The following is a 26,468-nucleotide window of genomic DNA, read 5'->3' as shown; positions in this document are numbered from 1 at the left end:
GTGTGTTCGTACCGTCCATGTCCCGGAAGTAGTCCGGAAGTAGGGAGATGTCCATGCTCGGGTTCAGCGAAGTCGCGCTCATCCTCATCGTTGTCGTCCTTCTGCTGGGCGCCAAGAAGCTCCCGGAGCTGGCGCGGTCGGCGGGCAAGGCGGCACGCATACTCAAGAGCGAAGCCAAGGCGATGAAGTCCGACGGAGAAGGGCAGTCGCCTGCGTCACGGGTTGCCCCTGGAGGCACGGGCACAGTGCCCCCGGCCCGCACGGAAGCCACGCCGGGCAGCGACGATCGTCGTTGACCGCAGCTGTCGCCGGAGCCGCTGCCCCTTCGTAGGGCGCCTCTGGGGCGGAAACGGTGCGGCGGTATGCGGCGGCGCCGCGCATCCACCGCCGCGGTGTAGCAGGTGAAGCGAGAGCCGCTGCGGTACGGGTTCGACAGGACCAGACCTTGGCTCATCCGCGCCCTTCAGCTGGAAGGGGACGGGCCGGACTCGGTGCGGAAGGGGACCGGGCGGTCCTCTTGCGGGCTCTCCGTGTGGACCGGCTCGGGGCGGCCGGCGGCCGGGCTGCTGGGAAAGGCGTGGACCGTGCCAGGTTCGGGCCGTGTCTGCGTTCCGGGCTGGTAGGTGGCGGGTGGCGTGCCGTCATCCTTCATCGCTTTGGCCTCGCTCTTGAGGATCCGCAGCGACTTGCCCAGTGCGCGTGCGGTGTCCGGCAGCTTCTTGGAACCGAACAGCACGATCACCACGATGGCCACGATCAACAGGTGCCAGGGCTCCAGTCCGTTGCGCAGCATCGGGCTGCCCACCTCTCTCGTTCGTATCTCATCCGCAGGGGAGCTGTAAGCCGGGCCGGACCCTGACTCAGATTTACTTGCTACATTGCGCAACCGTACAACGTTGGGTCGGGTTGAACCGTCTGTCCCAGCAAGAAACCGCACGCACGGACGAGGGTGCACACGTGACAGGCAGCCACAAGGCGCGAGCCCGACGCCACGCTGAGGCGCCTGCCCCGGTACGGCGGCGGCGCAAGGGAAGCCAGGGCAGCAAGGGAGGCCAGGGCAGTAAGGGCAGCACGTTGCGCGTGGCGGCCGCGATCACGGCCTCTGTGCTGGTGCTGCTGGTCGCAGGCGCTGGATGGGCCTACCTCCAGCTCAACGGCAACATCTCCATTTTCGGTGCGGATGGGTTGAGTGCGGACCGTCCGGCCACGGGTGCCGGCAGCAATGTGCTGGTCATCGGCTCGGACTCGCGCTCGGGCGGCAACAGTGCGCTGGGCGGCGGGGAAGGCGACATCGGGCGCTCGGACACGGCGTTCCTGCTGCATATCTATGGCGACGGCAAGCACGCGGTCGCGGTGTCCTTCCCCCGCGACACCCTTGTCGACATACCGCCGTGCAAGCTGCCCAACGGGAGCTGGACGCAGCCTCGGACCAACGTCATGTTCAACTCCGCGTTCACGGTGGGGGAGACGGCCAAGGGCAACCCCGCCTGTACCCAGAACACGGTGGAGAAGCTGACCGGGCTGCGGGTGGACCACACCGTGGTCGTCGACTTTGAGGGCTTTTCGAAGGTGACCGCGGCGGTCGGCGGCGTACCCGTCTGCCTGCCCAAGGAGGTCTATCAGGGCGATCTCAACCCCAACCGGGGGTCGAAGGGGAACGTCATCTTCCCCAAGGGGCGGCAGACGGTCTCGGGCCAGAAGGCTCTGGACTACGTCCGTCTCCGCCACGGCATTGGTGACGGCTCCGACATAGGCCGGATCAAGCGCCAGCAAGCGTTCGTCTCCAGCCTGATCAAGAAGGTCAAGTCGGAGGGAGTCAATCCGTCGACGCTGCTGCCGCTGGCGAACGCCGCCGTCGAGTCGATGACGGTCGATCCGGGTCTGGGGACGGCGGACAAGCTGATTTCCTTCGCGATGTCGCTGAAGGACATCGACCTGCACAACACCAAGTTCGTCACTGTGCCGTGGCGCTATCAGGGCGCCCGGGTCGCGATCGTGCACTCGCAGGCCGACGCCCTGTGGGCGGCGCTGCGGGCGGACCGCACCGTCGACGGGAAGGACGCCAGCGGAAAGCCCCAGCACGGAAATAAGGGCGACGACGGCAAGCGCGGCGCGAACACGTCTGCGAGTCCCGGAGATTCGGTATCCGGTGCCGGTATCAGCGTCGCTGTCTACAACGGCACCACGGTCACCGGGCTGGCTGCTCGCGCGGCCGGCGACCTGAAGACCGCAGGTTTCACCGTCACCGGGACCGCCACCGCCTCCACCCAGGACCACGCCACCACGGTGATTGCCCACGGACCGGGCCAGGAGGGCCAGGCGCGTACCGTCGCCCGTCTCTTCCCAGGCGCGCAGCTCCAGCAGTCCACCGCCGTCGGCATCAGCATTACCCTCGGCCAGTCCTACGCGGACGATCCCGGGCCCGCTGCCTCCGCCTCTTCTGACGTGCCGCCCGACGTCCCTGCGGATGCGGCCGACAAGGCCCGCTCCGCCGACGACAACCCCTGTTCCGACCTGTCGTACGGATGACGGGGTACGGGCAGCCGCCTCTTTCCGGCAACACCAAGGCAAGGTGACAGGCACTATGAGGCGCGTCAGACGCTGGTGAAACAGCGCGAACACACAGATGAATCGAAGAGCAAGGAGGCATGGTGAACGCTGGACGGCCTGATGGTGAGCGAGGTCTGCTGGGCGCGAGGGGGGTGACATTCCGTATGCGGCAGCCGGTTCGGAGGCGGGGCTGGTGGGCTGCGGTACTGACCGCTGTGCTGGGCGCGACGATGCTGTTGGCATCGCCCGCATTGGCTCAGACCGGCTCCGGGCCGACGGTCATTGAGCGGTCGTCGGCCGTCACCAACGTCGCTGTGGAGAACCGTCCGGGTATCGCCGGCGCGGTTCCGGCCGCCGCGGTGGTGCCGCAGACAGCGGATGTCCACGCGGTTGTCCTGGCCGAGAAGCAGCCGAAGAAGAAGGTCGGCTTCTTCAAGAAGCTCGGCATCTTTTTGATCGTGCTCTTGGTGGTCTTCCTCCTCATCATCGTGCTGGTGATCTGGTTGATCGTCCACTTCGTGCGGAAGGCGTTCAGGCGCCGCAGCGCTGCCTGAGCCGCGTGGAGGGCTTCACCGGTTGTCCGGACCGGTGAAGCCCGGGCTGCCGAAGCCGGGCGAGCAGAAGCCTGGCTCCGCGGCTTCATCGGCTCCCGTCACCCCCGTGACGCCCAAGTCTCGAAGTCGAGCCTGGAGAAATGGGAGTACGCCACGCTCCAGCAACGCCGTGTGCCAGGCGTCTCGCCCCGCCACCAGGGCTGGGTCGGCGTCGCTGGCACGGTCGGCGTAGGCCACGGCGCGGTTGCGTACCGCGGTCACCACCATGCCGGCAAAGCCGAGAAGTGCGGCGAGCGCCGCGAGACCCACGGCGACCCAGCCGGCCGTCACCAATCCTTCCGCTGTGTGGGAGCGGGGGCTGACGACACGGAGGCCGTAGCCGAACAGGAGGAAGAGGAGAGCGGCGATGAAGGCCAGCGCGGGGACAAGGAATCCCAGCGCGCCCAGCAGCCCGTGTCCGGATCCTCTCCTGCCGTCTCCCACCGGGCCCTGGTGAGCATCGGTGGTCCGATCACGGACGGCACGCAAACGAGCGTAGTGACGGTACTCCCTTTCCGCTGCGGCACTGATCTCGGCACGCGCCGCGAGCGCCTGGGCACGCAACCGTTCTGCGTTGACCGTGCCCGCAGCGGACCGCATCGCCTGGCGGATCTGCGGGGAGTTCAGTGCGCGATCCACCACCCGCTCATAGTCACGCTCGTCATCCGCCTCGCAACGATCGGAGACCTTCATGCGCTCCCCTATGTCCTTCAAGGTCTACCAACGCCCTTTCCCTCGCCCATAGTCATTCCGATCCGCCCCAAGGGGTCCGCCACCGAACGCGGCAGCTGGCACTTCAGCGCCGCGGCGATGCCTGCACGGCACGCTTCTGGCACCTGCCGCGGAACGCGAAGGTCCACACCTGCATCGCAACGGCCCGCATGCCGACCTGGAGGGGCTATTTACGTGGTGCCCGCTTGCGCAATTCTTAAAGTGATTCACCTGGACACTCAACACGGTATGGAGGGATACGGACCAGGCGTGGAGCCGGACCCGTACAACCGGAAGCAGGCTGCGGATGGAGCTGCCGGCCTACGGCATTGCGCCGGCTGAGGTAGTGAGCAGGCCCGCGGTCACCAGTGCCGCGATCACCACGCCCAGGATGACGCGGTAGACCACGAATGGCAGAAAGCTGTTGCGGGAGACGTACTTGAGGAACCAGGCGATGGCCGCGTAGCCGATCACGAAGGCGACGACGGTGGCCAGCAGGGTAGGCCCCCAGGCCGGGGCGGGACCTTCGCCGATCTTGAACAGTTCCAGGGCGCCGGAAGCCAGCACCGCGGGGATCGCCAGCAGGAACGAGTACCGGGCAGCGGCCTCGCGGCTGTAGCCGAGCGCGAGGCCGGCGCTGATGGTGCCACCGGACCGGGAGACTCCGGGGATGAGGGCGAGGGCCTGGGCGAAGCCGTAGCCGAGGGCGTGGGGGAAGGTCAGCTCGGTGATGGGTTTGGCGTAGCGCACCGCCCGGGAGCGGTCGGCGAGCGCCAGGATCAGGCCGAAGACGATCAGCACGGTGGCGGTGATCCGCAGGTCGCGCAGGGACGTTTCGATGGTGTCCTGGAAGGCCGCGCCGAGAATGCCGATGGGCAGGGTGCCGACGATGACGAACCAGCCCATCCGTACGTGGGGGTCCTTGCGCCGCTCCGGACGGAACAGTGAGACGGTCCACGCGCCGATGATGGCGGCGATGTCGCGTCGGAAGTAGATCAGCACCGCCGTCTCGGTGCCGAGCTGAGTGACGGCGGTGAACGCCGCCCCAGGATCTCCCCAGCCAGCCAGAGCGGAGAACACCCGCAGGTGGGCGCTGGAGGAGACGGGCAGAAACTCGGTGAGCCCCTGCAACAAGCCAAGCACGGCGGCCTCGAACCAGGACACGGCGGATGCGCTCCAGAGGCGTTGACGGGGAAGGGGGCTGGGCCGGGCACAGCCGGACATCCGTGAGACCGCCCCAGGGGAAGGCCGGCCTCACGGACAGGTGGGCATGCTACAGCCGCAGCTTCACTGCGTGAGGACCGTCGAGAAGCGCCGAAGTGGACGCGATGGTGCACAGCGGTTGGCCTCACGGCGGAGCCGGACCGCGCAGGCGTTCCGACGGCCGCATTGTGGCGTAGGAAGGTTCCCTCTATCGGGCCTGTCGTGGCGTCAGACGTTGACGCCGTAGTCGGCGGCGACGCCCGCCAGGCCGGACGCGTAGCCCTGGCCCACCGCACGGAACTTCCACTCCGCGTCGTGCCGGTAGAGCTCGCCGAACACCATCGCGGTTTCGGTCGAGGCGTCCTCGCTCAGGTCATAGCGGGCCAGTTCAGCCCCGTCCGACTGATTGACGACGCGGATGAACGCATTGCGCACCTGGCCGAAGACCTGGCCGCGCGCCTGGGCATCATGGATGGAGACCGGGAAAACGATCTTTGCGACCTGCGCTGGAACGGTGCTGAGGTTGACGTTGATCGACTCGTCGTCGCCTTCACCCTCCCCGGTGAGGTTGTCACCGGCGTGCTGGACCGAGCCGTCAGGGCTGGTGAGGTTGTTGTAGAAGACGAAGTGCTGATCGGAGACGACCTTCCCCGCCTCGGTGCACAGCAGCGCGCTGGCGTCCAGGTCGTAGTCCACGCCGGTGGTGGTGCGCACGTCCCAGCCGAGGCCAATGGTCACGGCGGCAAGGCCCGGGGCCTCCTTGGTGAGCGAGACATTGCCGCCCTTGGACAGGGTTACTCCCACGAGGTTTCCTCCACTGCTCTGATGGTGTCCTGTGTCACGGTCCAGCCGACGCTACCGCAGCGATCCATGAATTGCGCAAAGCCTAAATTAACTGTGCATCGCGGCACTGACGGCAGACGCGGAACGGTCGGCGAAACAGACGCACGCCATAGCCCCGTAAGAACGGGGATCAGGTGTGGTGTGGCACGTCGCCGCAAATGTGGAGTTGCGCAACTCTTAAACTGTTCTCATGAGTACTGACGGGGTGACGAACTGGACGACGGCAGTCCTCGGCGGAGGCCCGGCGGACGGGCTGCGCATACAGGCTGCCGACCGGCCATCAGCCATCCAGGTGACCTATCCGTGTGTGCTGGATGCCCGTCCCGGCGGGGTACGGGCGCCGGCGCTGTACACCTACCGCCTCGGCTCCCGGGCGGAGGGTGAGCCGCTGCGGTACGGCTTCGACGGGGCCATCCCATGACGGTTGAAGCGGGCTCAGTGAGGCGTGTTGTCCACCCGCTGGACGAACCGGCCGAATGAGGGTGCACAGGTGACCGGCAGATACAACACGGCACCGGCGCACCACAAGGACACCGTCGTTCCCTCCCCACGGCGTGGCGGAGCCCGTGGTGCGCCCGCGCACAGGCGTCGCAGACGCAGCCGTACTCGGTTCGCTCTGGTCAGCGCGGTGTCCATACTGGTTCTCGTCACCTCGGCCGGCGGCTGGATCTACCTGAAGCTGCACGGCGCCATCGCCGCTTTCGGCGCGGACGGGATCTCCGACAGCCGCCCTGCGGCTTCATCGAAGGGACAGAACGTCCTGGTTATCGGCTCGGACGGGCGGACCGGCGGCAACAGCGGGTTCGGCGGCGGCGACGAGAACGACATCGGCCGCTCCGACACCGCGTTCCTGGTACACATCTCTGCAAACCACAGGCATGCCGTCGCGCTGTCCATCCCCCGTGACACGCTCGTTGACATCCCGCCCTGCAAGCTGCCTGACGGCTCGTGGACCAGGACGCAGACCGGCGCGATGTTCAACGCGGCGTTCTCCGTGGGGCAGACCCTCAAGGGGAACCCCGCCTGCACCCAGAACACCGTCGAGAAGCTCACTGGTCTGCGTGTCGACCACACCATCGTCGCCGACTTCAAGGGCTTCGCAAACCTGACCGAGGCCGTCGGCGGCGTACCGGTGTGTCTGCCCAGGGACATCTATCAAAAGGACCTCGACCCGCACCGCACCACCCGCGGCACACTCCTGTTCGCCAAGGGGGAACAGACCGTCTCCGGCCAGCGAGCGTTGGACTACGTCCGCCTCCGGCACGGCATCGGCGACGGCTCCGATCTAGGCCGCATCAAACGCCAGCAAGCATTCGCCGCCAGCCTGATCAAGAAGGTGAGGAGCCAGGGCTTCACCCCCGCCGGCCTGCTGCCGCTCGCGGACGCTGTGACGAAGTCCATGACCGTCGACCCGGGCCTCGCCTCGGCCGACAAGCTCCTGACGTTCGCGATGTCCATGAAGGACATCGACCTGCACCACACCGAGTTCATCACCGTCCCCTGGCGCTACGACGGCAACCGCGTCGCAGTCGTCGAGCCCGACGCACACGCCCTGTTCTCGGCCCTGAAGGCCGACCGCATGACAGACGGCAAGGATGCCAGTGGCAGGACAGGCGGGAAGCCGACCGCAGCTTTCGCGTCGCCGACTGCCGACGATGGGGTGTCCGGCGAAGGCATCCGCGTCGCTGTGCACAACGGCACCACCGCCGTCGGCTTGGCTGCCCGCACGGCCAAGGTCTTCGCAGACCACCACTTCACGGTCACCAGCACCGGGAACGCAGACGGCCAGGACCACATCGCCACATTGATCGAGTACGGTCCCGGCCAGCAGTCCCAGGCGCAGACCGTCGCCCGGCTCATCCCCGGCGCCGCACTCAAGGCGGCGCCCACACCGGGCATCAACGTGATCCTGGGCCGGTCCTACGCGGATGAGTCCACCACCGGCGCTACCACGATGCCGTCCGCCACAGCCCACGATGCCCGCTCCGCCGATGACGGTCTCTGCTCCAACCTTTCGTACGGATGACCGCGCGCCAAACACCGCGGCGTGCCCCGGAGAAAGTAGTCCGTGGTGAGCGTGATGTCGGTGGCTTACTGGGGCGCAGACGGGGCCCGGACGACCGCGACCGGGCAGTGGGCGTGATGCAGGAGGGCCTGGCTGACCGAGCCCAGCAGCAAGCCCACGAACCCGCCGTGGCCCCGAGCACCGACGACAAGGAGTTCGGCGTCCCGGCTCGCCTCGATGAGCGCCTCGCGGGCACCGGCCCGTACCACTTTCTGTTCGACCAATACGTTTGGGTACCTCTCCCTGCGGCCTGCCACCGCCTCTGCCAGCAGATGCTCCTCACTGTCCATCAACATCTCCGGCTCGTACGCGGAGGGTATCGCCGCATCCTGCGGCGGAGGTGCCTGCACGCTCCGGCGAGCCCCTGCATGCAGGGCAATGATGCCGGTGCCGCGGAGGGAGGCTTCCGCGAAGGCGTACTCGACCGCCGCATCACCGGCCGGTGAACCGTCGACCCCCAGCACGATCCGGTCGGCCACATCTGGCCGTTCTCGCACCACCATGACCGGGCAGCGGGCGTGCGCGGCCAGATGCACAGCTGTCGACCCCAGCAGCAGCCCGCGGAAGCCGCTCAGACCACGACTGCCGACCACGACCAGAGCCGCTTTGCGCGATTGGACCTCCAGCACGCTCAGCGGCTCGCCCATGACGACAGCGTCGGCAACCTCCACACCGGGTGCCGCAGCACGCGCACGCTGCACTGCCTCGCCCACCAGGTGTTCGACCATGGCGCGCACCCCGCCCTCGGCCGGCCCCAGCGGCGACGGCCCGGCGGGCACATGCATGCCGGGCCAGATGAACGCGTGCACCACCTTCAGCCCACACCCGCGCAGCCGTGCCTCACGGGCCGCTGCGTCGACCGCGTCCAGACTCGATGGTGAACCGTCCACACCCACCACAACCGACGCGCTCACTACAGGCCCCCGATCACCGGGCGCATGGGATGCCACCGCAGGAACCTGTGGAGCCCCTTGGTCATCATCCGCTCAGCCTCCCACCACCAACCCCGCTCCGCCTTGCCCGACGCGCAGATCGCCGCCGCCGATCGCAGGACACTGGCACCGACGATCAACATGACTGCGGCCACGCCGACGTTCGTCGTCTGGGCAGGCGCCGCCGGCCTGATCGGCAAGACTGTGCATACGCCCAGAGCGACGATGCACGCTCCTGCAGACGGTGCCCGGACGGAGGGGGAAGCGGCTCATCCAGCGGCGGGCGACGCAGGCGCCGCTGAAGCGGGCACTCCCCGTCGTGACAGTCGGCCTAGTCGAGTAGGCCATCACGGTCCCCGCGCACCTGCCAGCGGTTGGCACTGGCTGCAGACCGAGTTCGGTGACCGTGACTGTTGATCAGTTCGCTCGGCATACCATGGGCAGGTCTGTGCGCCTGGAGTACCCAGGCGGGATTGCCGAAGGAGAACCGTCCGAGATGTTCGAGGCTCTGAAGAACCTCAAGGAGAAGGCTGAAGAGATCGCCGGGACCCATGGCGAGACGATCTCCGGGGGACTGAAGAAGGCCGGCGATTTCATCGATGACAAGACCGACGGCAAGTACAGCGACAAGATCGACTCTGGCGTGGACAAGGCCCAGGAGCTGATCGAGCGTATGGGCGACAAGAGCGACTGACCTTCTCCTTCGGTACGGCCGCCCGCAACTCCTCACCGCTCTCGTCGCCCGTCACCCCTGCCCCGGCGGTCACGGGCACCTCGCGTGCGGGCGGCGATGTGCTCGCCGTCCGTGACGCGCGGTGCACAGCGCTGAGCACACGCCTCTCCCACAGCGGCGGCACAATGAGGCCAGCACCGATCCAGGAGACGATGGCCCGATGGACTTCCGCGAAGATGTGGATCTCGATGCCTCCCAGGTGGAAGACCGCGGTAGCGGTTTTCCGGGAGGCGGACTGATGCTCGGTGGCGGCATCATCGGCATCGTCGCCGTGATCGGTGCGCTGCTTCTCGGTGTCAACCCGGCCAGCCTGTTCAGCGGCGACGACGCACGCCCTGCCCCGCCGCGGCAGGGCACGGCCCTGAACGAGCAGTGCCGCAAGGGCAGCGACGCCAACCAGTCGGAGAAGTGCCGCGTGGTGGGCGTGGTCAACAGCATCCAGCACTACTGGCAAGGCGTCTTCGCTGAGCGCGGCAAGCACCCCTACAGCACAGCCCGGACCGTGCTGTTCTCCGGCCAGGTGAGCACTGGCTGCGGACAGGCCGGCTCGGCCGTAGGCCCGTTCTACTGCCCGGCCGACCGCCGCGCCTACTTCGACCTGGGGTTCTTCGACGAGCTGGAACGGCGGTTCGGAGCCAAAGGCGGACCGTTCGCCCAGGCGTACGTGATCGCCCACGAGTACGGCCACCACGTGCAGAACCTGCTGGGCAACATGAGCCGCGTCGGCCGGGACCGCGAAGGCGCCGACAGCGCATCGGTGCGGCTGGAACTGCAGGCCGACTGCTACGCCGGGGTTTGGGCCAAGAACGCCCTCGACACCGGCTTCTACGACAAGCCGTTCACCGACAACGACATCCGCGAAGCCCTCGACGCCGCGGCAGCGGTCGGCGACGACCGTATCCAGGAACGCACCCAAGGCCGCGTCGACCCGGAAGGCTGGACCCACGGCAGCTCGCAGCAGCGGATGACCTGGTTCACTACCGGGTACGCCACGGGTTCCCCTGCTCGGTGCGACACCTTCTCCGGCGGCATCTGATGTGATGAAGGGGCCCTCCTGCATGTGCCTCTGCCGGGCGCATGAGTCCGTAAGGGGTACCGGGTGTGGCCGTGGGCGGCTCACTGTGATGCTGGATTGTGTCCAATTCAGTGGGCCACGGCTCCGCCCCCTTGCCGGACGCGTTGTAGCACGTCGGCGTGCAGAGCGGCCAGTCCGTCGCGTGGCAGTGGGGCGGGGCTGCCGGTCAGGGTGTACCACTCCTCGGCGCCGGTGTACTGAACCGTGATGCTGGCGTGGCCGCCGGGCAGGGCACGGGTGGCGATGGTGAGGTCGCCGGTGAGGATGCCGACTTCATCGGTCATCGCGCCGCCGGGCCCGGCGGTCACGTCGTCCTGCAGCTGATGGGGCAGAGGCGGGAGGTCGTGGCCGGTCATAGGGCGCAGGTGTCCAGCATCTCGGTCAGTTTCCCCTTCTCCGCCTGGGTAACTGACAGGTGGTAGGTGGCCTTGATCGAGATCCACGCCTTGCCGTAGGTGCACCAGTACGTCTTCGACGGCGGCTGCCACTCTTCAGGGCCCTGATCACCCTTGGACCGGTTGGATGCGGCCGAGACGGCAAGCAGCTGCGGGTGCGTCAGGTCGTTGGCGAACGCCTTGCGCTTGTCCGAGTCCCAGGTCCTCGCACCCGAGCGCCACGCGTTGGCCAGCGGCACGATGTGGTCGATGTCGGCCTCGGACGCGACGCTGAGCTTCTTGCCGTCGTACGCACTGACCCACGAACCGGAAACGGCCCGGCACTCCTTGTCCTGCCGCACACGAGTACCGCCCCGCTTGAGCACCAGCTCCCGCGTGTTGCAGTTCTCGCCCTGCTCCGCCCAATGGGGAAAGGACGAACGACGGTAGCCGGTCATCGGCCCGTGCGGGGCCACTTTGAGTCCGGACAGCTCCGTACGCGCTTCCGCCAGGCCCGGTACACCCGGCAACGTCCCGTCAGCAGCGCCCTTGCCGCCCTCGGACTGTGACGGCGAGGCGCCAGCACTCGGCACCGATGGCTTGTCATCATGCGCGCCGGCACGCTTGCCGTCCTCAACAGGCGCACAGCCAGCCACCGCCATCACCATGGCGCCTGCCAAGTACCGCCCCCACCAAGGCCGCTGATGCCTCATACTCCCTGCTCTCTCCCGTCTGTCGGGCCCGGACCGCACCACTGACGCTCCGCCAGGCACGGCTGCACAAACGTTATCGGAGGCCATGCGCACCCGTCAGACCTCGTCGTCGACGAAAGGGTAAGCGCTCGGTGAGATGACGCCCGAGCCAGCGGCGCCCGGCCGGCGGTGAGAGCACGGCCGGGCGCCAGGGCGGTCACTCCTCGTAGAAGTTGTTGACGACCATCTCCGGCTCGTCATCGTCAAGCGCCTCATTGATCAGTGCACCGCCGACCAGGCCGGCCGCGCCGGCGCCGATCAGCGCGCCGGTGCCGAAGCGGCGGCCGCCCTGCTGCCCGTGGTGCTGCTCCTGCGGGTAGCCCTGCTGCGCCGGCTGCGGGTACCCCTGCTGGTACCCCTGTTGCACGGGCTGCGGGTACCCCGCCTGGGGTGCGGTGTAGTACGGCGGCGGGGTGGTCTGCACCCGCTGGGCGCAGCCGCCGCACGCCTGGATCTGGCGCGGTACGCCCCATTGCGGGGACCACGTCACGGGCGTCATGCCGGGGCCATGGCTGGGGTCGAAGAAGCAGGTCATGGATGAACTCCCTGTCGGTTGCTGTGATGTGGCGATGGGCGCGCCCTGGGCGGACGTCTCCCAGCCGGTGGTGCTGCCCGATACGGAAGGAGCAGGCGGAGCCGACGGCGTGGGGGCCGGCGCCGGCACCGAAGGGGCTTGTACCGCCGGAGCCGGACTGGACCGCAGGACGTCGACGCCGAAGTCCTGGGCGATGCCCGCCAGGCCGGATGCGTAGCCCTGGCCGATGGCGCGGAACTTCCAGTCCGCGCCATGGCGGTAGAGCTCGCCGAAGACCATGGCGGTCTCCGTGGCGGCGTCGCCTCGCAGGTCGTAACGGGCGATCTCGGTGCCGTTGGCCTCGTCGACCACGCGGATGTGGGCGCTGCGGACCTGACCGAAATTCTGGCCGCGCCGCTCGGCCTCGTAGAGGGAGACCGGGAAGACGATCTTCGCCACCTCGGCCGGGACCCTGGTGAGATCGACCCGGATCTGCTCGTCGTCACCGCCGCTGCCGCCGGCCGGGGCGTTGCCCGAGTGCCGGACCGAACCATCGGGGCTGGCCAGGTTGTTGAAGAAGACGAAGTGGTCGTCGGAGAGGACCTTCCCTGTCTCGCCGCACAGCAGCGCACTGGCATCCAGGTCGTAGCCGGCCCCGCCCGTGGCTCCTATCTGCCAGCCCAGCCCCACCCGCACAGCGGTCAGGCCGGGGGCCTGTTTGGTGAGCGACACATTGCCGCCCTTGGTCAGGGCCACACTCATCTGCTTCCTCCACAAAGGTCCTGGCGTTCAGCGTCCTTGGGCTTCAACGCCACGGGGAACTGGATAGTTCCAGATTGCGCAATACCTGAAACGGGCCGCCGGTGGAGCCGGGCGGCGGTCGGCATGACCGGGGGTGCCGTGCCGGGGTCACGGGGCGAGGGCTCTTCCGGCGCTGCGCCAGTTGGCGTGCAGACGGTCCAGATAGGACCGTGCCTGGGTTCCGGGTGTCGCGCCGCGTGCGAAGGCCAGCATGTTGCCCGCCCCGGCGTTGTACCCCAGCGCCAGCAGCTCCTGCCGGGAGTACGTGGCAGGCCAGTGCGCGGGCAATTGACGGCCCAGGTCGTGCAGGTACCAGGCGGCCGCCTCGATGGCCAGGTCCCGGTCGTCGGGCAGCTCCTCCCACCTCCGGTTGGCGAAATCGCGACCCTGACGGGTCTCGTCGAAGGCGGCTCGGTGCATGTTGGCGATACCGAAGGCGGCATCGGGTTTGTAGCGCTGCCAGGCCCGTTCCAGATCGGGGTCATGGGGCTTGTACGCCTCGTTGTAGAGGATCACCATCAGCAGCCGCGGCGTGATGCCTGACCCGGCAGCGTGCTTACGGACCTGTGGGGCGTAGTCGGCCGGGTCGTAGGACCGGGAAGGGCCTGGCGTGGCGCGGCTGCCGGTACCGGACGAGGGGGAGGGCGCTGCGGTGGGCGCCGGCGTGCGGGGCACCGTGTCGGGGTGACGTGGAGGGTCGGCCGCACGGACGATGACCCAGATGGCCAGGGCGAAGACCGGCACCGCCAACCATCGCCAGCGTGCCCGGGAATCAGCCATATGCCACTCGCTCGCTCTCAGACCGGCGTCGCCGCTCCGACACTTTCACCTAGATTCTCATGATTGCGCAATCAGCAAAGGATGGGGCAGGGCTGACGGTGGGTCGGGATTCGAGCAGGAGAGGTTGGCATGCCCTTCGGAATGGCCTCTTCGAGCCGATCGCCGCCATGAGCCCCGTGGCGGGCCTTTACGGCTGTGAAGTTCAGGCTTCCGGTGCCGACTGACGCAAGATCAGTTCGGTCCGCCCGCATAGCGCTTCCTGGCGGCGGTGAGCGCGAGCCCGTACAGGGTGAGGACTGCCGAGAGCAGCGCGTAGTACAAGGGGGGTGGGGCCGTCATGCCCAGTGTGGGGCCCAGTGGGCACAGGGGTAGCAGGACGCCGATGGCGGCGAGGGCGGTGACGGCGAGGTGGACCGGGCCGATGGCCCGGTCTTCGGCGGCGCGGCGGCCGGTGCGCAGGAGCAGCATCACCATCGCCTGGGTCAGGAGGTTTTCGGTGAACCACCCGGCGTGGAACACCGCCGGGTCGCCGGCCCCCGCCGTGGTGTGTACGGCGACGGCGAGGACGGCGAAGGTGGCGAGGTCGGCGACGGCGTTGAGCAGGCCGAACGCGGTGATGTAGCGGAGGAAGTCACGTGGCCGCAGCACGGACGGCTTGCGTGCCGCGGCGGGTCGGGGCCGGTCGAAGGCGAAGGCGAGCTGGGCCGCGTCGAAGCACAGGTTCTGCACCAGGACCTGGGCGGGCAGCATGGGCAGGAACGGCAGCAGCAGACCCGCGGCGAGCATGGCGATGACATTGCCGAGGTTGGAGGAGAGCGTGATGCGCAGGTAGGCGGCGATATTGCCGCTGCTGTGGCGGCCGGCGGCGATCGCGCGGTCCAGGGCGGCCAGGTCCTTCTCGGCCAGGACGACATCGGCGCCCTCACGCGCCACGGCCACTGCCCCGCGGGGGCAGATACCGACGTCGGCGGCGTGCAGGGCGGGCAGGTCGTTGACGCCGTCGCCGAGGAACCCGGTCACGTGCCCGCTCTCGCGCAGGGCCGTGACGATACGTGCCTTGTCCTGGGCCGTGCAGCGGGCCACGACCGTGGCCCGGCCGACCGCCTCGGCGAGCGCCGGCCCGCTGAGCGCACCCAGTTGACCGGCGGTGAGCACCTCACCCGGTTCCAGGCCGAGGTCCCGGCAGGCGCGGGCGGCGGTGCCGGGGTGGTCGCCGGTGAGGACCTTCACCGCCACGCCGCGCCGGGCGAGGCCGTCCAGCGCATCGGCGGCGGTCGGCGTGAGGGCGTCGCGGAGGGCGATGAAGCCCAGGAAGGTGAGCCCGCGCACGTCCTTGTCGCCGTACGAGCCCAGGCGGGCGGGGCGTTCGGCCAGGGCGACGGCGAGCAGGCGCAGACCGTCGGCTGCCTCCTTCGCGGCGAGGTCGAGCAGCCGCCCGCGTTCCGCCTCGTCGAGTTCGGCCGCCGAGCCGTCGGCGGCCACGCGCCCGCACCGGTCGAGGACGTCCTCCACGGCACCCTTGACCACGAGCGTGTGCCGGCCGTGCTGTCCTGGTCGGCGGACGACGGCCGTGGCCAGCCGGTGGGACGGGTCGAAGGGCAGGGCCGCGATCCCGTCGTACTCGACAGGGTCCATGCCATGCTCCCCGGCCGTGTCGAGAATGGCTTCATCGAGGGTGTCGGGGGCGGGCAGTTCGGCGAGTTCCAGGGTCCAGAAGCTGTTGACCGCCGCCCAGCGCAGCACGTCCGGATCGTCGTTGCCCCGGGCGTCTACGGACCGTTCCACCACCGGCCGGTCCTGGGTGAGGGTGCCGGTCTTGTCCAGGCACAGGACATCGATGGCCCCGAGGTCGTGCAGGGCGGGCAGCCGTTTGACGATCACGCCGCTGGTGCGGGCGAGCGCGGACGCGCCGCGGGCCAGTGCCGTGGTCACGATGACGGGAAGCATCTCCGGGGTGAGGCCGACCGCCACGGCGACCGCGAACGGCAGCGTCTCCAGTCCACGCCCGCGCAGGGCGGCATTCGCCATCAGCACCAGCGGCGGGGTCAGCAGCATGAAGCGGATCAGGGTCCAGGCGATGCCGTGGACCGAGCGGTCGAAAGCGGTCTCCGCCCGCCGCCGCGCCGGACCGCCGTACGAGGCCGCGAACCGGGTGTCCGCACCGGTGGCGATGACCAGGGCCGTACCGCTCCCGGAGGCCACACTGCTGCCCTGAAAGCACAGGTGCGGTGGCTCCGACGTCGCTTCATCGTTGTCGGGCGGCACGTCGAGGGCGTACTTCGGCACCGGGACGGACTCGCCGGTCAGCGCCGCCTGGTGGACGGTCAGCCCGCTCGCGCGCAGCAACCGCACATCGGCCGGCACCAGATCCCCCGGCCCGAGCCGGACCACGTCTCCGGGGGCGAGCTGATCGACCGGGACCTCCCGGACGACGGGCGAGGCGGCGTCATCCGTCCGCCGCTGTACGGACGCGGTAGTGGCGACCAGTTCGCGCAGGGCTGCCATCGACCGGCTGGCCTGATGCTCGCCGCCTGACCGCAGGACGCAGCTGACCACGACGAGCACCATGATCACGCAGGCGGTGCCCCACGAAGCGACGGCCGCCGAAACGAGCCCAAGACAGAGCAGGACACTGGTGAACGGATCACGCAGACTACCCACGAAGCGCCGCGGCCAGGACACCGGCTGCCACGCAGGAGGTGTGTTCTCGCCGTACCGGACGAGGCGCTCCTCGGCCTGCCCCTCCGTCAGCCCACGCGGGCCGCTGCCCAGCAGCCGCATGACCTGCAGTGTCGTGAGCGGGCCTCCCCCCGCGTCGCTGTGGAGCAGGCCCCGGCCCGCCAGCACGTCCCCGGTGCCCAGGGGCGTACGGCCGGCTGTGGGTGCCGTGGCGCTCTCAGGCACCGATGTCTCGGACAGGTGCCGACGACGCGTGCCTGGAGCGGGCGGCCACCTGGACGACCAGAAGCCGCACCACCGCCACCACATCGGGATCGTCGACGAGGTACACCACCCGCCGCCCTTCCCGGCGCGACCGCACCAGACCGGCCAGCCGCAGTTTCGACAAGTGCTGACTCACCGCCGGCAGCGCCCCGCCCACGCGCTCGGCGAGGCCGCTCACATCGCTCTCGCCCTGGGTCAGTGCCCATACGATGTGCAGCCGTGGCGGGGAAGCGAGCAACCCGAACGTGGCGGCCGCCTCGGTCAGCACCTCGGCGGACGGATCCACCATGCCGCCCTCGACTCCTCTGCCCATCACCATCGCCACTCTCCGTCCCCGTGGGACGCCGTCCTCGTCCCCGACCGCTCAGTCTAGGCGCCACGCTACGCACCCTCTGCCCGTTTCCAGTACATGCGCGTATATACGCGCGAACGCCCCAGCCACAAAGGCGGCGTGGCATCGATGGAAGAGTCCTGAAGGTCCGGTCGGATACGGATTATCCGCCCGGTCTTCGGGGTGGCCGGGTTCGACCGCCAGGGGAAGCGCCACTAGGGTGCCTCGAAGCCACCAATCGCCCGTCCATCCATTAAATCCATTAGATGCACACGTCTCCCTCAAGGTTCCAGCGAGGTGACCCTGTGACCGAAATGTTGCGGAAGGCCGTTGGTCAACGGGCCCCGCTGCCGCCGCAAAGGCGAGAGCCGGACGACCAGGCCGGCCGCCCCTCCGGGGCCACGGGAGCACGCGCCGGGCAGGCGGACGCAGCGTCCAAGCCCGTGTCCATGGCTAAGGTCCGCGACGCGTTCTTCGACAACGCGAAGTACCTGGCCATCATGCTGGTGGCGATGGGGCACGCGTGGGAGCCGCTGCGCGACGGCAGCCGGGCGGCGGCCGCGCTCTACATCGTCGTGTACGCCTTTCATATGCCAGCGTTCATCATCATCTCCGGCTATTTCTCGCGCAGTTTCGATATGCGCAAGGACCGGCTGCAGCGGCTGATCACCGGCGTCGCGGTCCCGTACGTCCTCTTCGAGGTCGCCTACACCCTCTTCAAGAGGTGGGCGGATGACGATCCTCATCACCCCATCAGCCTCATGGACCCCTGGTACCTCACCTGGTTTCTGCTGGCGCTGTTCATCTGGCGCCTGACCACCCCGCTGTGGAAGATCCTCCGATGGCCACTGCCGCTCGCACTGGCCATCGCCGTCCTGGCATCTGTCTCACCCGACATCGGCGACGACCTGGATCTGCAGCGGGTACTACAGTTCCTGCCGTTCTTCGTACTCGGGCTGTGCCTCAAGCCCCGGCACTTCAAGCTCGTACGCAACAAGCGGGCGCGGATCGCCGCCATACCGGTCTTCGTGGGCGCGCTGGTCTTTGCGTACTGGGCAGCGCCGCGGATGAACGCCGCATGGTTCTACCACCGTGACGCCGCGCAGGAACTCGGCGCCCCGGGGTGGAGCGGCGCGGTGATGACGCTGGCCATGTTCGGCTGCTCGCTGGTGCTGGTGGCCTGCTTCTTCGCCTGGATTCCGGGCCGGACGATGTGGTGCACGGCGCTGGGCGCGGGCACCCTCTACGGCTACTTGCTGCACGGCTTCCTCGCCAAGGGCTCCCGCTTCGGGCACTGGTACGACCACCCGTGGGTGCACACCCCCTGGGGCATGGTGCTGCTCACGCTGTTCGCCGGCGCCGTCGTCACCCTGCTGTGCACACCACCCGCCCAGCGGGCGTTCCGGTGGGCGATGGAACCCAGGATGACTTGGGCGTTCACCAGGGACCCGGCGCGGAGGGGTTGGATCCCCAACTGAGCGGTTGCGTGACTTCGCCGCTAAGACTGCGAGGAGGCGCCTGCCTCCGGACTGGCCTCGCCGTACTCCTTTCCCCTGGGGCCGGGTACGTTCGCGGTCACCCGGCCGTCCTCCGCGAGTACCACGATGGAGTCGTTCTCGCCCAGGGACAGCGGCGCGGTCTTCGAGGGGTTGAGGAAGACGCCGTACGTCGGAGGTTCATCGCTGTGCCGTGCAATGCGGTAGCCGATGGCCGTCTCTCCCCGTTGCCGGGCCGCTTCGATGACCGTCGCGAAATTCGCCGGCGTCCCCGGGGAGAGGTAATTGGAGGACGGCTTGAGGTAGATCTCCGATCCCGCCGGGTCGAAGAGATCGGTGAAGGCGGCGTAGAGGCGCCGGTCCTCGACGAGCTGGGTCAGCAGAAGGCTGATGATCTTGGTGCTGACAATGAAGTCGTCCGCCCGGGTGACCTGGGCGATCTCGCGGTTGGCGTCACTGTTCATCTCGGTGACGATCGAATACGGGCTACCGGACCGGATCGCGGAATCGCGCAGGTGCAGCAGCGTCACGAGCGTGCGGTCATCGGCGCGTCCGGAGTCGATGTCGTCGTCGGTCAGGACGATGATGTGGCCGTAGCGGGCCAGGTCCAGGGACTCCAGTGACGGCCTGAGCGTCGGTTCGCAGGGCTTGTAGCCCACCGTGAGGTTCTCCAGGTGCTCCTGGAGGTCTTCCTCGGGGCGTCTGAGGGCTGCGATATCGATCAGCGATCCGGGCTCGACCAGGCAGTCCAGCAATGTGATGATCTTCGGTCCGCGGGAGTTCCAGCCGATCACGAGCGTGCGGTCGGGAGCCGGTGATAGGCCGGGGGCGGAGGTGATCGCCGAATGAGTGACCGCAGGCCGGGTGTTCGATAGCCGGATGAGCAGGTCGTCCTCGGCCAGGACGAGCACCTCGTCATCGGAGGCGATGACCGTGTCCATCGGCGGGTTGACCACGAACTCCCCGTCCTTCTTGCGCAGACCGACCGGGATCCCGAGGTCGAAGCGGTGGAGGGCCTCCCCGTACGTCGTACCGGCCAGTGCGGTTGCGGCGTAGGGGTATAACTCGTTGCCGACGAAGCTGAGGAGTTCGTCGAAGACGGTGGACAGTCCCGACTGCCGGTGTGACTGCACGATGAGGCGCACGGCGATGTCGTCTGCGTCGATCACCAGCGCGTCCTCGCCTGCGGCGAGACGGGCCGCAGCCAGATTGGGGGAATTCTCCACGGCCGCGACGATGTTGGGGCGTGCGCCCCGCCACGGCCGGCTGTTCAGGAGCAGCAGAATCTTGATGACGTCGGTGTCCCCGTCGTCCCCGACAGGTGGCAGCACCATGATGGATTTGGCCGCGTCCAGGCTCACCAGTTCCAGATCCGCCCGTTGAAGGGGGCTGCCGGACCGGCAGACCACCCGTGTGCGGCCGGTCTCCGGGATCCGTCGGCGGATCTCGTCCTCCATCTCGACCTTGTCGCGATCGGCGAGAATCACCACGCACGAGCGTCGTTCGCTCTGGTTGGCCTCGACCAACTCCGCGATCACTGTGAAGACTTGCTCCGACCAGCCCAGCACGACGGTGTGCCCGCGCTCGATCAGCCGGGACTTGCCCCGTCGCAGCTCCTGGATCCGGGCTTCCAGTCCGGTGGTCAGCACACCGATGAGCGCGCTGACGATGAAGATTCCGCCGATGGTTACCGTCAGCATGAGGCCGAGGAACACAGCTCCGCCCGTGTCCCCGCCCATCGTGCCGGGATCCAGCGTGCGCAGCAGGCTCATCCAGGCCACGCCCAGCCAGCCGCCGTTTGCCTCGGTGTCCTCATCGGTGAACGCGACCACCAGGCACGTCACCACGACTATCAAGGCGACTGAGGCCAGCCCCAGCCAGCCGATCAACGCTGGCGTTCCCCGGTCCATCGTCCCGTCGAACCAGTACCGCAACCGGTCCCGCAGCCTCGCGCGCACTACCGAAGACCTCCCCCTCCGCCGACGGTGCCTCTCATCCTCAGCACCGTCACTTCGACCGCCGACGAGATCATTCCACCCTGGCCGCGCGGCAGGTGCCGGATTCGCACAGCAGGCCGCGAGCCGGACGACGTCCCGTTGTCACCCTGTTCGCCGCCACGCTGTCGCCAACGAGACGTCGAACGAGGTCTTGTCCTCGGTGGCGTCATCTGGGATCCCTAGGGTCTGCCTCGCTTCGCAACGTGACTGCGAGGCTGGGCCGAGCCTGCTCGTGGCGCATCTGTTAGGCCAAGGGGCTGACATGGCATCCCTGTCCTGGTCAACGAGGAGTTCCGCAACCATGGATACCGTTACGGCGCCTCCGGCATGTCTGTAGCATTGCGCAACCACGCAAGAGACCGACCATCGCCGACCGAACGCACCGCGGGAAGGATACGCGCATGGGTATCGTCAGCTGGATCATCCTGGGCCTGCTTGCCGGGGTCATCGCCAAGATCCTGCTGCCCGGCCGTGATTCGGGCGGCCTCATCGGCAGCACGTTCATCGGCGTCGCCGGCGCCTTTGTCGGCGGCTGGATCTCCGTCCGCCTCTTCGACCGGCCGGTGACGAAGGAGTTCTTCGACCTGGCCACCTGGGGAGCAGCGATCAGCGGCTCGCTCATCCTGCTCAGCTGCTACCGCATGCTGTCCGGTAACTCGCGGTACTAGGGCATGTCTCTTCGATCAGGTGACTCGTTGTTCTGGGCCGGGCTGCAGCGATGCGCTGGTGCAGGCGTCCGGAGTCAGACGTGCTGGGTTGCCGCGGTGGCTGGTGGGCGGGTGCTTCGAGTTCACAGGCTTCTTCAAGGGAGTTGATAACGACGCCAATGAGGAGGTTGACCAGGACGAAGGAGCCGAGCAGAACGAAGGAGGCGAAGTAGAGGATGGTCCAGCGGGAAACTTCCAGGCCCGCACGGACCGCGTCGCCGAGACCGTCGAGGGTGATGAGAAGGAAGAGGGTGACGACGGCGCGGCCCAGGGACCCGTAGTGCTCGGGGTCGTCGTCGGCGAAGAACACCCAGCCCACCATGGCGTATACGTACAGCAACAACGCGCCAACCAGCAGGAAGCTCAACGTTCCGGGCAGGCTCTTGCCGACGGCGACGATCACGATCTGTAGCTGAGGAAGGAAACGCGCCGCACGCAGCACCCTGGCCAGCCGGAGCAGCCGCAGCACAGTGGCGTTCTCGCGGGCGAACGGCAGAAATGCCAAGGTGATGACGAGCAGGTCGAAAACGTTCCACGGATCGCGGAAGAAATCCTTGGGCCGGTCGGTGTGGGCGGCGACTCGCAGCAGTATCTCGACGGTGAAGGCGACGAGAAAGAGGAGTTCCGCGGTTCCCAGCACGTTGCGCCATTCATCCACGACGCCGGAGTAGGTCTCGACGCCCATCAGCGCGGCATTCGCGGCGATGAGGCAGAAGACCGTCGTGGTGAACGCGGCGGAGTCCACGATGCGACGGCTGCGGCCGGCGAGACCGCGCCTTAACCGCGCGGCAGTCCGTTCGGACATGGGGTGATTCGTTCCCTCGCAGACCTGTTCCATGGCTCCAACAGGTGTGAATCTTAGAGGATCTTGAGGCCCGTCGTCTCACAGGCCGGGATCTGTCGGTTCATCGCGTAGGCCGCGGCGGGCCGGTGGGCCGTACAGCCCACCGGCCCGCCGCGGTGGATGGTCACTGTCGATCCGAAGCCGCGCCGACCAGTTCCTCCAGGACGTCTTCCATGGTGACGAAGCCGATGACGGTGCCCTTGTCGCCGGTGACGGCGGCCAGGTGAGTGCCGGCGGCACGCATGGCGGTCATGGTGTCGTCCAGCGGGGTGTCGAGGGCGACCTGGATGACCGTGTGCAGCGCGGTGCGCGGGAACGGCTGGGTGCGCTCGGCCATGCCCAGGGCGTCCTTGATGTGAAGGTAGCCCAGTACCTCGTCGCCGGGGCCGGTGACGGGCAGCCGGGAGAAGCCGGAGGCCGCAGCGGCGCGCTCCAGCTGCTGCGGAGTGATGTCGTGGCCGACGGTAACGGTCTTGCTCAGCGGCACCATCACCTCGCCGACGGGGCGGGTGCCCAGTTCCAGGGCGTCTTGGAGGCGTTCGACGTCCTCGGGGTCGAGCAGGCCGGCGGCGCTGGAGTCCTTGACCAGCCGGGTGAGTTCTTCGTCGGTGAAGACGGAGGCGACCTCGTCCTTCGGTTCGACCTTCATCATCCGCAGCAGGGCGTTGGCGAACGCGTTGATCCCGAACACCACCGGCTTGAGGGCGCGGGTGAGGGCGACCAGCGGCGGGCCGAGCAGCAGCGCGGTCCGCGCCGGAGCGGCGAGCGCGACGTTCTTCGGGACCATCTCGCCGATCAGCATGTGCAGATACGTCGCCAGGGTCAACGCGATGACGAACGCGATCGGGTGAATCAACGCCCCGGGCATGCCGACAGACTGGAAGGGCGGTTCCAGCAGGTGCGCGATGGCCGGTTCGGCAACCGCGCCCAGCACCAGCGAGGAGACGGTGATGCCGAGCTGGGCGGTGGCCAGCATCGCCGAGAGATGCTCAAGCCCCCACAAGGTGGCCTTCGCCCGCCGATTGCCCTTCCGCGCGGCGGGTTCGATCTGGCTGCGGCGCACCGAGATCAGGGCGAACTCGCCGCCGACGAAGAACGCGTTGGTGACCAGGGTGAGCGCGCCGATCAACAGCTGGATCGTGGTCATCGGGCGGCCTCCGTGGTGGGCTGGGCGGCGGCCGGGGCGGTGAGGCGGACCCGGTCGGCCCGGTGGTGCTCGATGTGGAGGACGGCCAGCTGCCATCCGCCCACATGGATCCGGTCGGTCAGGGCCGGGATGCGCTCCAGGCGGGTCGCGACCAAGCCGGCCAGGGTCTCGTACGGGCCCTGTGGTGCCTCGAAGCCGATCTCCTTCAGCTCGTCCAGGCGGACACTGCCGTCCGCCTCCCATACTGGTTGGCCGTCCGGGGACGGCTCGACGGGCATCAGGCCGGGCTGCTCGTGAGGGTCGTGTTCGTCGCGGACCTCGCCGACGACCTCCTCGACGATGTCCTCGACAGTGGCGACTCCAGCGGTGCCGCCGTACTCGTCGATGATCACGGCCATGGTGCGGGCCTTGCGCAGCCGCCCGAGCAGCGTGTCCACGGGCAGCGAGTGGGGCACCAGCAGGGGCGGGGTGATCAGGTCGGTGACCGGAGTCATCGCCCGCTTGTCCTCTTCCAGTGCCAGGACGTCCCGGATGTGGATGGTGCCGATCACCTCGTCCAGGCTGTCGCGGTAGACCGGGAAGCGGGACAGGCCCGTCGCCAGGGTCAGGTTCGCGGCGTCGGCGGCGGTGGCGTGGGCTTCCAGGGCCTGGACGTCCACGCGCGGGGTCATGACGTTCTCGGCGGTCAGCTCGCTCAGGTGCAGGGTGCGGACGAACAGTTCGGCCGAGTCCGCCTCGATCGCTCCTTCGCGTGCGGAGTGCTGGACGAGCGCCACCAGCTCCTCGGGGGTGCGGGCGGAGGCGAGCTCTTCCTGCGGTTCCAGGCCGACGCGGCGTACGGCACGGTTCGCGGTGTTGTTCAGATGCCGGATCAGCGGCGCGAAGGCGGCGGTGAAGCCGCGCTGCGGCCCGGCCACGACCTTGGCGACGGCCAGCGGGCTGGAGATCGCCCAGTTCTTCGGCACCAGCTCGCCGACCACCATCAGCACCACGGTCGACAGGCCGACGCCCAGGAACGTGGCGAGTGTGGAGACCGCCCCTGCGGGCAGGCCGACGGCCTGCAGCGGGCCGCGCAGCAGGGCGGCGAGGGACGGTTCGGCGAGCATGCCGATCACCAGCGAGGTCACCGTGATGCCCAGCTGGGCGCCGGAGAGCTGGAAGGTCAGCCGCTTGGCGGCCTTCAGCGCGCTCGCGGCGCCGCGCTCGCCGGCTGCGGCGGCACGCTCCAGCTCACCGCGCTCGATAGTGGTCAGGGAGAACTCGGCCGCGACGAACACCGCGCATGCCAGGGTGAGCGCCAGGGCCAGGAACAGCAGCAGGACTTCGGTCACCGTGCCACCCTCGTTCCCTCACCTATGTGTGACGGGCAGGATGTGGCACGGCCGGGACTGGGAGGTTCACCCATTGCGGGTCTGCTGCTCCTTCATGGCTCATCGGATCGGGCAGATCCAGAGGCGGCTAAGTATGGCGAGGCTACACAGTGCCCGATCCACGGTAAAGGGGCGGTAAAGCGCCCTCGGGTTGGGGGTGGTTTCTGGTACCCGTCCGGGCGCTTTTCGGACGTTCCCCGGCAAGCAGCCGGGATGCCACCGGCACGAAGCGCCTCAGCCCTATGCTTCTACGCGCGTGTAGAAAACGCGAGGGGCGGGCCGAACGTTCCCGGTTGCCCTGAGGGCGGCGGGCGGCCAGGGGAGGAGCGCCGGATTGGACAGGTCATTATCCGCCGACGCGGCCACCACGGCAGCGCGCCTCCCGGATCACTGATGCGTACTTTCTCTGGGAGGGCTGTCGTGACTTCGATCGACCTGGACAAGGTGCTGGACAAGGCGTGGGCGGACAAAAGCCTGCCGGAGATCCTCGCCGCGCCGGTCTCCGCGCTGAAGGGGGTCTCGGACCGGGACGGCGAACTGCTCCAGGAGGCGTTTGGCGTCAAGACGGTCTCTGATCTGGCCGGACTGAAGTACGTGCGCTGGGCGCAGGCCCTGGCCACGCTCGACACTTCCGCCCAGTAGCCGTCAGACGCGGGCCGACGGACTCCGCTCCCTGTGGGGCCGTCGGCAGGCGACTGAAGGTTCCGAAGCGGGTCAGGCGTCTGCACTGCGGCGGCCCCTCCGGCGGGACGGCGCCCCAACACTTTCGAGGAAACCTCCCGGAAGCCGCCGAAACTTTCGGCCAGCCACTCTAGTCTCTACGTCGCTGTAGATATTCCTGGGTACAGGACCGCCGCCGGGCGGGTCGGCCCTCAACCGATGCATGGAGTTCGCATGGCCCTGTGGGACCGCATCAAGGAGTCTGCATCTCAGATGCAGACACAACTCGAGGCGAAGAAGAACGACCTCAAGAGCGGCGCGTTCCGTGACGCGAGCATGGCGATGTGCGCCCTGGTCGCCGCCGCCGACGGCGTCGTCGACCCGTCCGAGCGTCAGCGAGTGGCCCAGCTGATCGCCACCAACGAGGTACTGCAGAACTTCGACGCCATGGACCTGCAGCGGCGCTTCGAGGACAACCTGAACAGGCTCATCACCGACTTCGACTTCGGCAAGGTCAGCGTTCTCCAGGAGATCGCCAAGGCGAAGAAGAAGCCCGCCGAGGCCCGCGCCGTCATCCAGATCGGCATCGTCATCGGCGGCGCCGACGGCGACTTCGACAAGACCGAACAGGCCGTCGTCCGCGAAGCGTGCTTCACGCTTGACCTGCCGCCCCACGAGTTCGACCTCTAGGCCCCCAGACAAGGCAGGAAAAGGGGACGGGTATGGAGATCTCCGGGATCATCAGTGCGATCGTTATCGGCATCGTCATCGGCACGCTGGGGCGCCTGGTGCTGCCGGGCCGTCAGCACATCGGCGTGCTGTGGACGATCGGCGTCGGTATCGTCGCGGCCTTCGTCGGCACCGGCATCGCCGCCGGCCTGGGAGTAGCGGACACCAAGGGCATCGACTGGATCGAATGGCTCATCCAGATCGGACTCGCCACCGCAGGCGTGGCCGCCATTGAACGTTTCAAGGCTCGCAGCTGATCAAATAAGCCGGGTTGGGGTTGCTGCCGCCACAGGGCGAGCGGCAGCAACCCCCTTCTGC

Annotated in this window: 27 protein-coding genes; 12 read left to right on the top strand and 15 right to left on the bottom strand. The window is 68.2% G+C overall.

Features of this window, described 5'->3' with window-relative positions; genetic code table 11:
- Positions 1-47: 47 nt before the first annotated feature.
- Positions 48-296 (top strand): twin-arginine translocase TatA/TatE family subunit, encoded by a 249-nt coding sequence (locus AZE13_RS29620; protein ID WP_066938707.1) that lies wholly within the window; start codon positions 48-50, stop codon positions 294-296.
- A gap of 167 nt (positions 297-463) precedes the next feature.
- Here AZE13_RS29620 and tatA read toward each other — a convergent pair whose 3' ends face one another.
- On the bottom strand, positions 464-793 hold the full coding sequence (tatA, locus tag AZE13_RS29615; RefSeq protein WP_066938770.1) for a Sec-independent protein translocase subunit TatA: 330 nt from the start codon (positions 791-793) through the stop codon (positions 464-466).
- Between the two features lie 287 nt (positions 794-1,080).
- Here tatA and AZE13_RS29610 point away from each other — a divergent pair, with 287 nt between their 5' ends.
- Positions 1,081-2,529 (top strand): LCP family protein, encoded by a 1,449-nt coding sequence (locus tag AZE13_RS29610; protein ID WP_398780261.1) that lies wholly within the window; start codon positions 1,081-1,083, stop codon positions 2,527-2,529.
- A gap of 236 nt (positions 2,530-2,765) precedes the next feature.
- The gene (locus AZE13_RS29605) at positions 2,766-3,104 is read left to right on the top strand and encodes a hypothetical protein (protein WP_147264760.1); all 339 of its coding nucleotides are present in this window, start codon (positions 2,766-2,768) and stop codon (positions 3,102-3,104) included.
- A 15-nt stretch (positions 3,105-3,119) separates the two neighbouring features.
- On the opposite strand, the gene AZE13_RS29600 is transcribed toward AZE13_RS29605, so the two are convergent.
- From AZE13_RS29600 to AZE13_RS29590, 3 genes are all read right to left on the bottom strand, one after another.
- On the bottom strand, positions 3,120-3,836 hold the full coding sequence (locus tag AZE13_RS29600) for a hypothetical protein (protein WP_066938701.1): 717 nt from the start codon (positions 3,834-3,836) through the stop codon (positions 3,120-3,122).
- Positions 3,837-4,175: 339 nt separating this feature from the next.
- Positions 4,176-5,018 carry an undecaprenyl-diphosphate phosphatase gene (locus AZE13_RS29595; protein ID WP_066938699.1) on the bottom strand — a complete coding sequence of 281 codons (843 nt, stop codon included), beginning with the start codon at positions 5,016-5,018 and terminating at the stop codon, positions 4,176-4,178.
- A gap of 267 nt (positions 5,019-5,285) precedes the next feature.
- Entirely contained in the window at positions 5,286-5,861 is a 576-nt protein-coding gene (locus AZE13_RS29590; protein WP_066938696.1) for a TerD family protein, read from the bottom strand.
- Positions 5,862-6,090: 229 nt separating this feature from the next.
- On the opposite strand from AZE13_RS29590, the gene AZE13_RS29585 reads away from it, so the two are divergent.
- Both AZE13_RS29585 and AZE13_RS29580 read left to right on the top strand, forming a co-directional pair.
- Positions 6,091-6,321 (top strand): hypothetical protein, encoded by a 231-nt coding sequence (locus AZE13_RS29585; RefSeq protein ID WP_066938693.1) that lies wholly within the window; start codon positions 6,091-6,093, stop codon positions 6,319-6,321.
- A gap of 69 nt (positions 6,322-6,390) precedes the next feature.
- Complete coding sequence (locus AZE13_RS29580; protein ID WP_066938691.1) at positions 6,391-7,926, top strand: LCP family protein; 1,536 nt, start codon at positions 6,391-6,393, stop codon at positions 7,924-7,926.
- A gap of 65 nt (positions 7,927-7,991) precedes the next feature.
- Here the strand turns inward: AZE13_RS29580 and AZE13_RS29575 are convergent, their stop codons facing one another.
- The gene (locus AZE13_RS29575; protein ID WP_066938688.1) at positions 7,992-8,879 is read right to left on the bottom strand and encodes a universal stress protein; all 888 of its coding nucleotides are present in this window, start codon (positions 8,877-8,879) and stop codon (positions 7,992-7,994) included.
- A gap of 514 nt (positions 8,880-9,393) precedes the next feature.
- Between AZE13_RS29575 and AZE13_RS29565 the strand changes: the two genes are divergently transcribed.
- Positions 9,394-9,591, top strand: a complete 198-nt coding sequence (locus AZE13_RS29565) for an antitoxin (protein WP_066938683.1) — start codon at positions 9,394-9,396, stop codon at positions 9,589-9,591.
- A 199-nt stretch (positions 9,592-9,790) separates the two neighbouring features.
- On the top strand, positions 9,791-10,666 hold the full coding sequence (locus tag AZE13_RS29560; RefSeq protein WP_066938680.1) for a neutral zinc metallopeptidase: 876 nt from the start codon (positions 9,791-9,793) through the stop codon (positions 10,664-10,666).
- A 107-nt stretch (positions 10,667-10,773) separates the two neighbouring features.
- On the opposite strand, the gene AZE13_RS29555 is transcribed toward AZE13_RS29560, so the two are convergent.
- From AZE13_RS29555 to AZE13_RS29530, 6 genes are all read right to left on the bottom strand, one after another.
- Entirely contained in the window at positions 10,774-11,061 is a 288-nt protein-coding gene (locus tag AZE13_RS29555; RefSeq protein WP_066938678.1) for a hypothetical protein, read from the bottom strand.
- Positions 11,058-11,741 carry an HNH endonuclease family protein gene (locus tag AZE13_RS29550; protein ID WP_066938764.1) on the bottom strand — a complete coding sequence of 228 codons (684 nt, stop codon included), beginning with the start codon at positions 11,739-11,741 and terminating at the stop codon, positions 11,058-11,060. The genes AZE13_RS29555 and AZE13_RS29550 overlap by 4 nt, the downstream gene beginning before the upstream one ends.
- Positions 11,742-11,988: 247 nt before the next feature.
- Positions 11,989-13,107, bottom strand: a complete 1,119-nt coding sequence (locus AZE13_RS39125; RefSeq protein ID WP_066938675.1) for a TerD family protein — start codon at positions 13,105-13,107, stop codon at positions 11,989-11,991.
- A 147-nt stretch (positions 13,108-13,254) separates the two neighbouring features.
- A complete protein-coding gene (locus AZE13_RS29540) occupies positions 13,255-13,926 on the bottom strand; it encodes a lytic transglycosylase domain-containing protein (RefSeq protein WP_066938672.1) in 672 nt (223 codons plus the stop codon).
- Positions 13,927-14,157: 231 nt separating this feature from the next.
- Entirely contained in the window at positions 14,158-16,830 is a 2,673-nt protein-coding gene (gene mgtA, locus AZE13_RS29535; RefSeq protein ID WP_398780259.1) for a magnesium-translocating P-type ATPase, read from the bottom strand.
- Positions 16,823-17,182, bottom strand: a complete 360-nt coding sequence (locus AZE13_RS29530; RefSeq protein WP_066938754.1) for an ArsR/SmtB family transcription factor — start codon at positions 17,180-17,182, stop codon at positions 16,823-16,825. The genes mgtA and AZE13_RS29530 overlap by 8 nt, the downstream gene beginning before the upstream one ends.
- A 323-nt stretch (positions 17,183-17,505) precedes the next feature.
- Between AZE13_RS29530 and AZE13_RS29525 the strand changes: the two genes are divergently transcribed.
- Complete coding sequence (locus AZE13_RS29525) at positions 17,506-18,678, top strand: acyltransferase family protein (RefSeq protein ID WP_398780257.1); 1,173 nt, start codon at positions 17,506-17,508, stop codon at positions 18,676-18,678.
- 20 nt (positions 18,679-18,698) lie between these two features.
- Here AZE13_RS29525 and AZE13_RS29520 read toward each other — a convergent pair whose 3' ends face one another.
- Positions 18,699-20,654 (bottom strand): CASTOR/POLLUX-related putative ion channel, encoded by a 1,956-nt coding sequence (locus AZE13_RS29520; RefSeq protein ID WP_258528071.1) that lies wholly within the window; start codon positions 20,652-20,654, stop codon positions 18,699-18,701.
- 440 nt (positions 20,655-21,094) lie between these two features.
- Between AZE13_RS29520 and AZE13_RS29515 the strand changes: the two genes are divergently transcribed.
- Positions 21,095-21,361 carry a GlsB/YeaQ/YmgE family stress response membrane protein gene (locus AZE13_RS29515; RefSeq protein ID WP_066938669.1) on the top strand — a complete coding sequence of 89 codons (267 nt, stop codon included), beginning with the start codon at positions 21,095-21,097 and terminating at the stop codon, positions 21,359-21,361.
- On the opposite strand, the gene AZE13_RS29510 is transcribed toward AZE13_RS29515, so the two are convergent.
- The 3 genes from AZE13_RS29510 to AZE13_RS29500 form a co-directional block, all read right to left on the bottom strand.
- On the bottom strand, positions 21,321-22,205 hold the full coding sequence (locus AZE13_RS29510) for an ion transporter (protein ID WP_079124503.1): 885 nt from the start codon (positions 22,203-22,205) through the stop codon (positions 21,321-21,323). The two genes, AZE13_RS29515 and AZE13_RS29510, sit on opposite strands and share 41 nt — an antisense overlap.
- A gap of 163 nt (positions 22,206-22,368) precedes the next feature.
- The gene (locus AZE13_RS29505) at positions 22,369-23,391 is read right to left on the bottom strand and encodes a hemolysin family protein (RefSeq protein ID WP_066938666.1); all 1,023 of its coding nucleotides are present in this window, start codon (positions 23,389-23,391) and stop codon (positions 22,369-22,371) included.
- A complete protein-coding gene (locus AZE13_RS29500) occupies positions 23,388-24,722 on the bottom strand; it encodes a hemolysin family protein (RefSeq protein WP_066938663.1) in 1,335 nt (444 codons plus the stop codon). Before AZE13_RS29500 ends, AZE13_RS29505 begins: the two co-directional genes overlap by 4 nt.
- A gap of 459 nt (positions 24,723-25,181) precedes the next feature.
- On the opposite strand from AZE13_RS29500, the gene AZE13_RS29495 reads away from it, so the two are divergent.
- The 3 genes from AZE13_RS29495 to AZE13_RS29485 all read left to right on the top strand — a co-directional run bounded on the left by AZE13_RS29495 (position 25,182) and on the right by AZE13_RS29485 (position 26,407).
- On the top strand, positions 25,182-25,403 hold the full coding sequence (locus AZE13_RS29495; protein ID WP_066938660.1) for a hypothetical protein: 222 nt from the start codon (positions 25,182-25,184) through the stop codon (positions 25,401-25,403).
- Between the two features lie 252 nt (positions 25,404-25,655).
- A complete protein-coding gene (locus AZE13_RS29490; RefSeq protein WP_066938657.1) occupies positions 25,656-26,111 on the top strand; it encodes a tellurite resistance TerB family protein in 456 nt (151 codons plus the stop codon).
- Positions 26,112-26,143: 32 nt separating this feature from the next.
- Positions 26,144-26,407 carry a GlsB/YeaQ/YmgE family stress response membrane protein gene (locus AZE13_RS29485; RefSeq protein WP_066938654.1) on the top strand — a complete coding sequence of 88 codons (264 nt, stop codon included), beginning with the start codon at positions 26,144-26,146 and terminating at the stop codon, positions 26,405-26,407.
- Positions 26,408-26,468 lie beyond the last annotated feature (61 nt).

This window comes from Streptomyces sp. NBRC 110611, assembly GCF_001590865.1.
Taxonomy (GTDB): Bacteria; Actinomycetota; Actinomycetes; order Streptomycetales; family Streptomycetaceae; genus Streptomyces.
The sequence above is the reverse complement of the archived record's forward strand: the minus strand, read 5'-3'. Positions and strand labels throughout refer to the sequence as shown.

What these genes read in the sequence shown, in the direction of transcription:
- AZE13_RS29620 (WP_066938707.1), top strand. Translation starts at nt 48, where the DNA reads ATGTCCATGCTCGGGTTCAGCGAAGTCGCGCTCATCCTCATCGTTGTC.
- tatA (WP_066938770.1), bottom strand. Translation starts at nt 793, where the DNA reads ATGCTGCGCAACGGACTGGAGCCCTGGCACCTGTTGATCGTGGCCATC.
- AZE13_RS29600 (WP_066938701.1), bottom strand. Translation starts at nt 3,836, where the DNA reads ATGAAGGTCTCCGATCGTTGCGAGGCGGATGACGAGCGTGACTATGAG.
- AZE13_RS29585 (WP_066938693.1), top strand. Translation starts at nt 6,091, where the DNA reads ATGAGTACTGACGGGGTGACGAACTGGACGACGGCAGTCCTCGGCGGA.
- AZE13_RS29565 (WP_066938683.1), top strand. Translation starts at nt 9,394, where the DNA reads ATGTTCGAGGCTCTGAAGAACCTCAAGGAGAAGGCTGAAGAGATCGCC.
- AZE13_RS29560 (WP_066938680.1), top strand. Translation starts at nt 9,791, where the DNA reads ATGGACTTCCGCGAAGATGTGGATCTCGATGCCTCCCAGGTGGAAGAC.
- AZE13_RS29555 (WP_066938678.1), bottom strand. Translation starts at nt 11,061, where the DNA reads ATGACCGGCCACGACCTCCCGCCTCTGCCCCATCAGCTGCAGGACGAC.
- AZE13_RS29550 (WP_066938764.1), bottom strand. Translation starts at nt 11,741, where the DNA reads ATGGCGGTGGCTGGCTGTGCGCCTGTTGAGGACGGCAAGCGTGCCGGC.
- AZE13_RS39125 (WP_066938675.1), bottom strand. Translation starts at nt 13,107, where the DNA reads ATGAGTGTGGCCCTGACCAAGGGCGGCAATGTGTCGCTCACCAAACAG.
- AZE13_RS29540 (WP_066938672.1), bottom strand. Translation starts at nt 13,926, where the DNA reads ATGGCTGATTCCCGGGCACGCTGGCGATGGTTGGCGGTGCCGGTCTTC.
- AZE13_RS29530 (WP_066938754.1), bottom strand. Translation starts at nt 17,182, where the DNA reads ATGGGCAGAGGAGTCGAGGGCGGCATGGTGGATCCGTCCGCCGAGGTG.
- AZE13_RS29515 (WP_066938669.1), top strand. Translation starts at nt 21,095, where the DNA reads ATGGGTATCGTCAGCTGGATCATCCTGGGCCTGCTTGCCGGGGTCATC.
- AZE13_RS29510 (WP_079124503.1), bottom strand. Translation starts at nt 22,205, where the DNA reads ATGTCCGAACGGACTGCCGCGCGGTTAAGGCGCGGTCTCGCCGGCCGC.
- AZE13_RS29505 (WP_066938666.1), bottom strand. Translation starts at nt 23,391, where the DNA reads ATGACCACGATCCAGCTGTTGATCGGCGCGCTCACCCTGGTCACCAAC.
- AZE13_RS29490 (WP_066938657.1), top strand. Translation starts at nt 25,656, where the DNA reads ATGGCCCTGTGGGACCGCATCAAGGAGTCTGCATCTCAGATGCAGACA.
- AZE13_RS29485 (WP_066938654.1), top strand. Translation starts at nt 26,144, where the DNA reads ATGGAGATCTCCGGGATCATCAGTGCGATCGTTATCGGCATCGTCATC.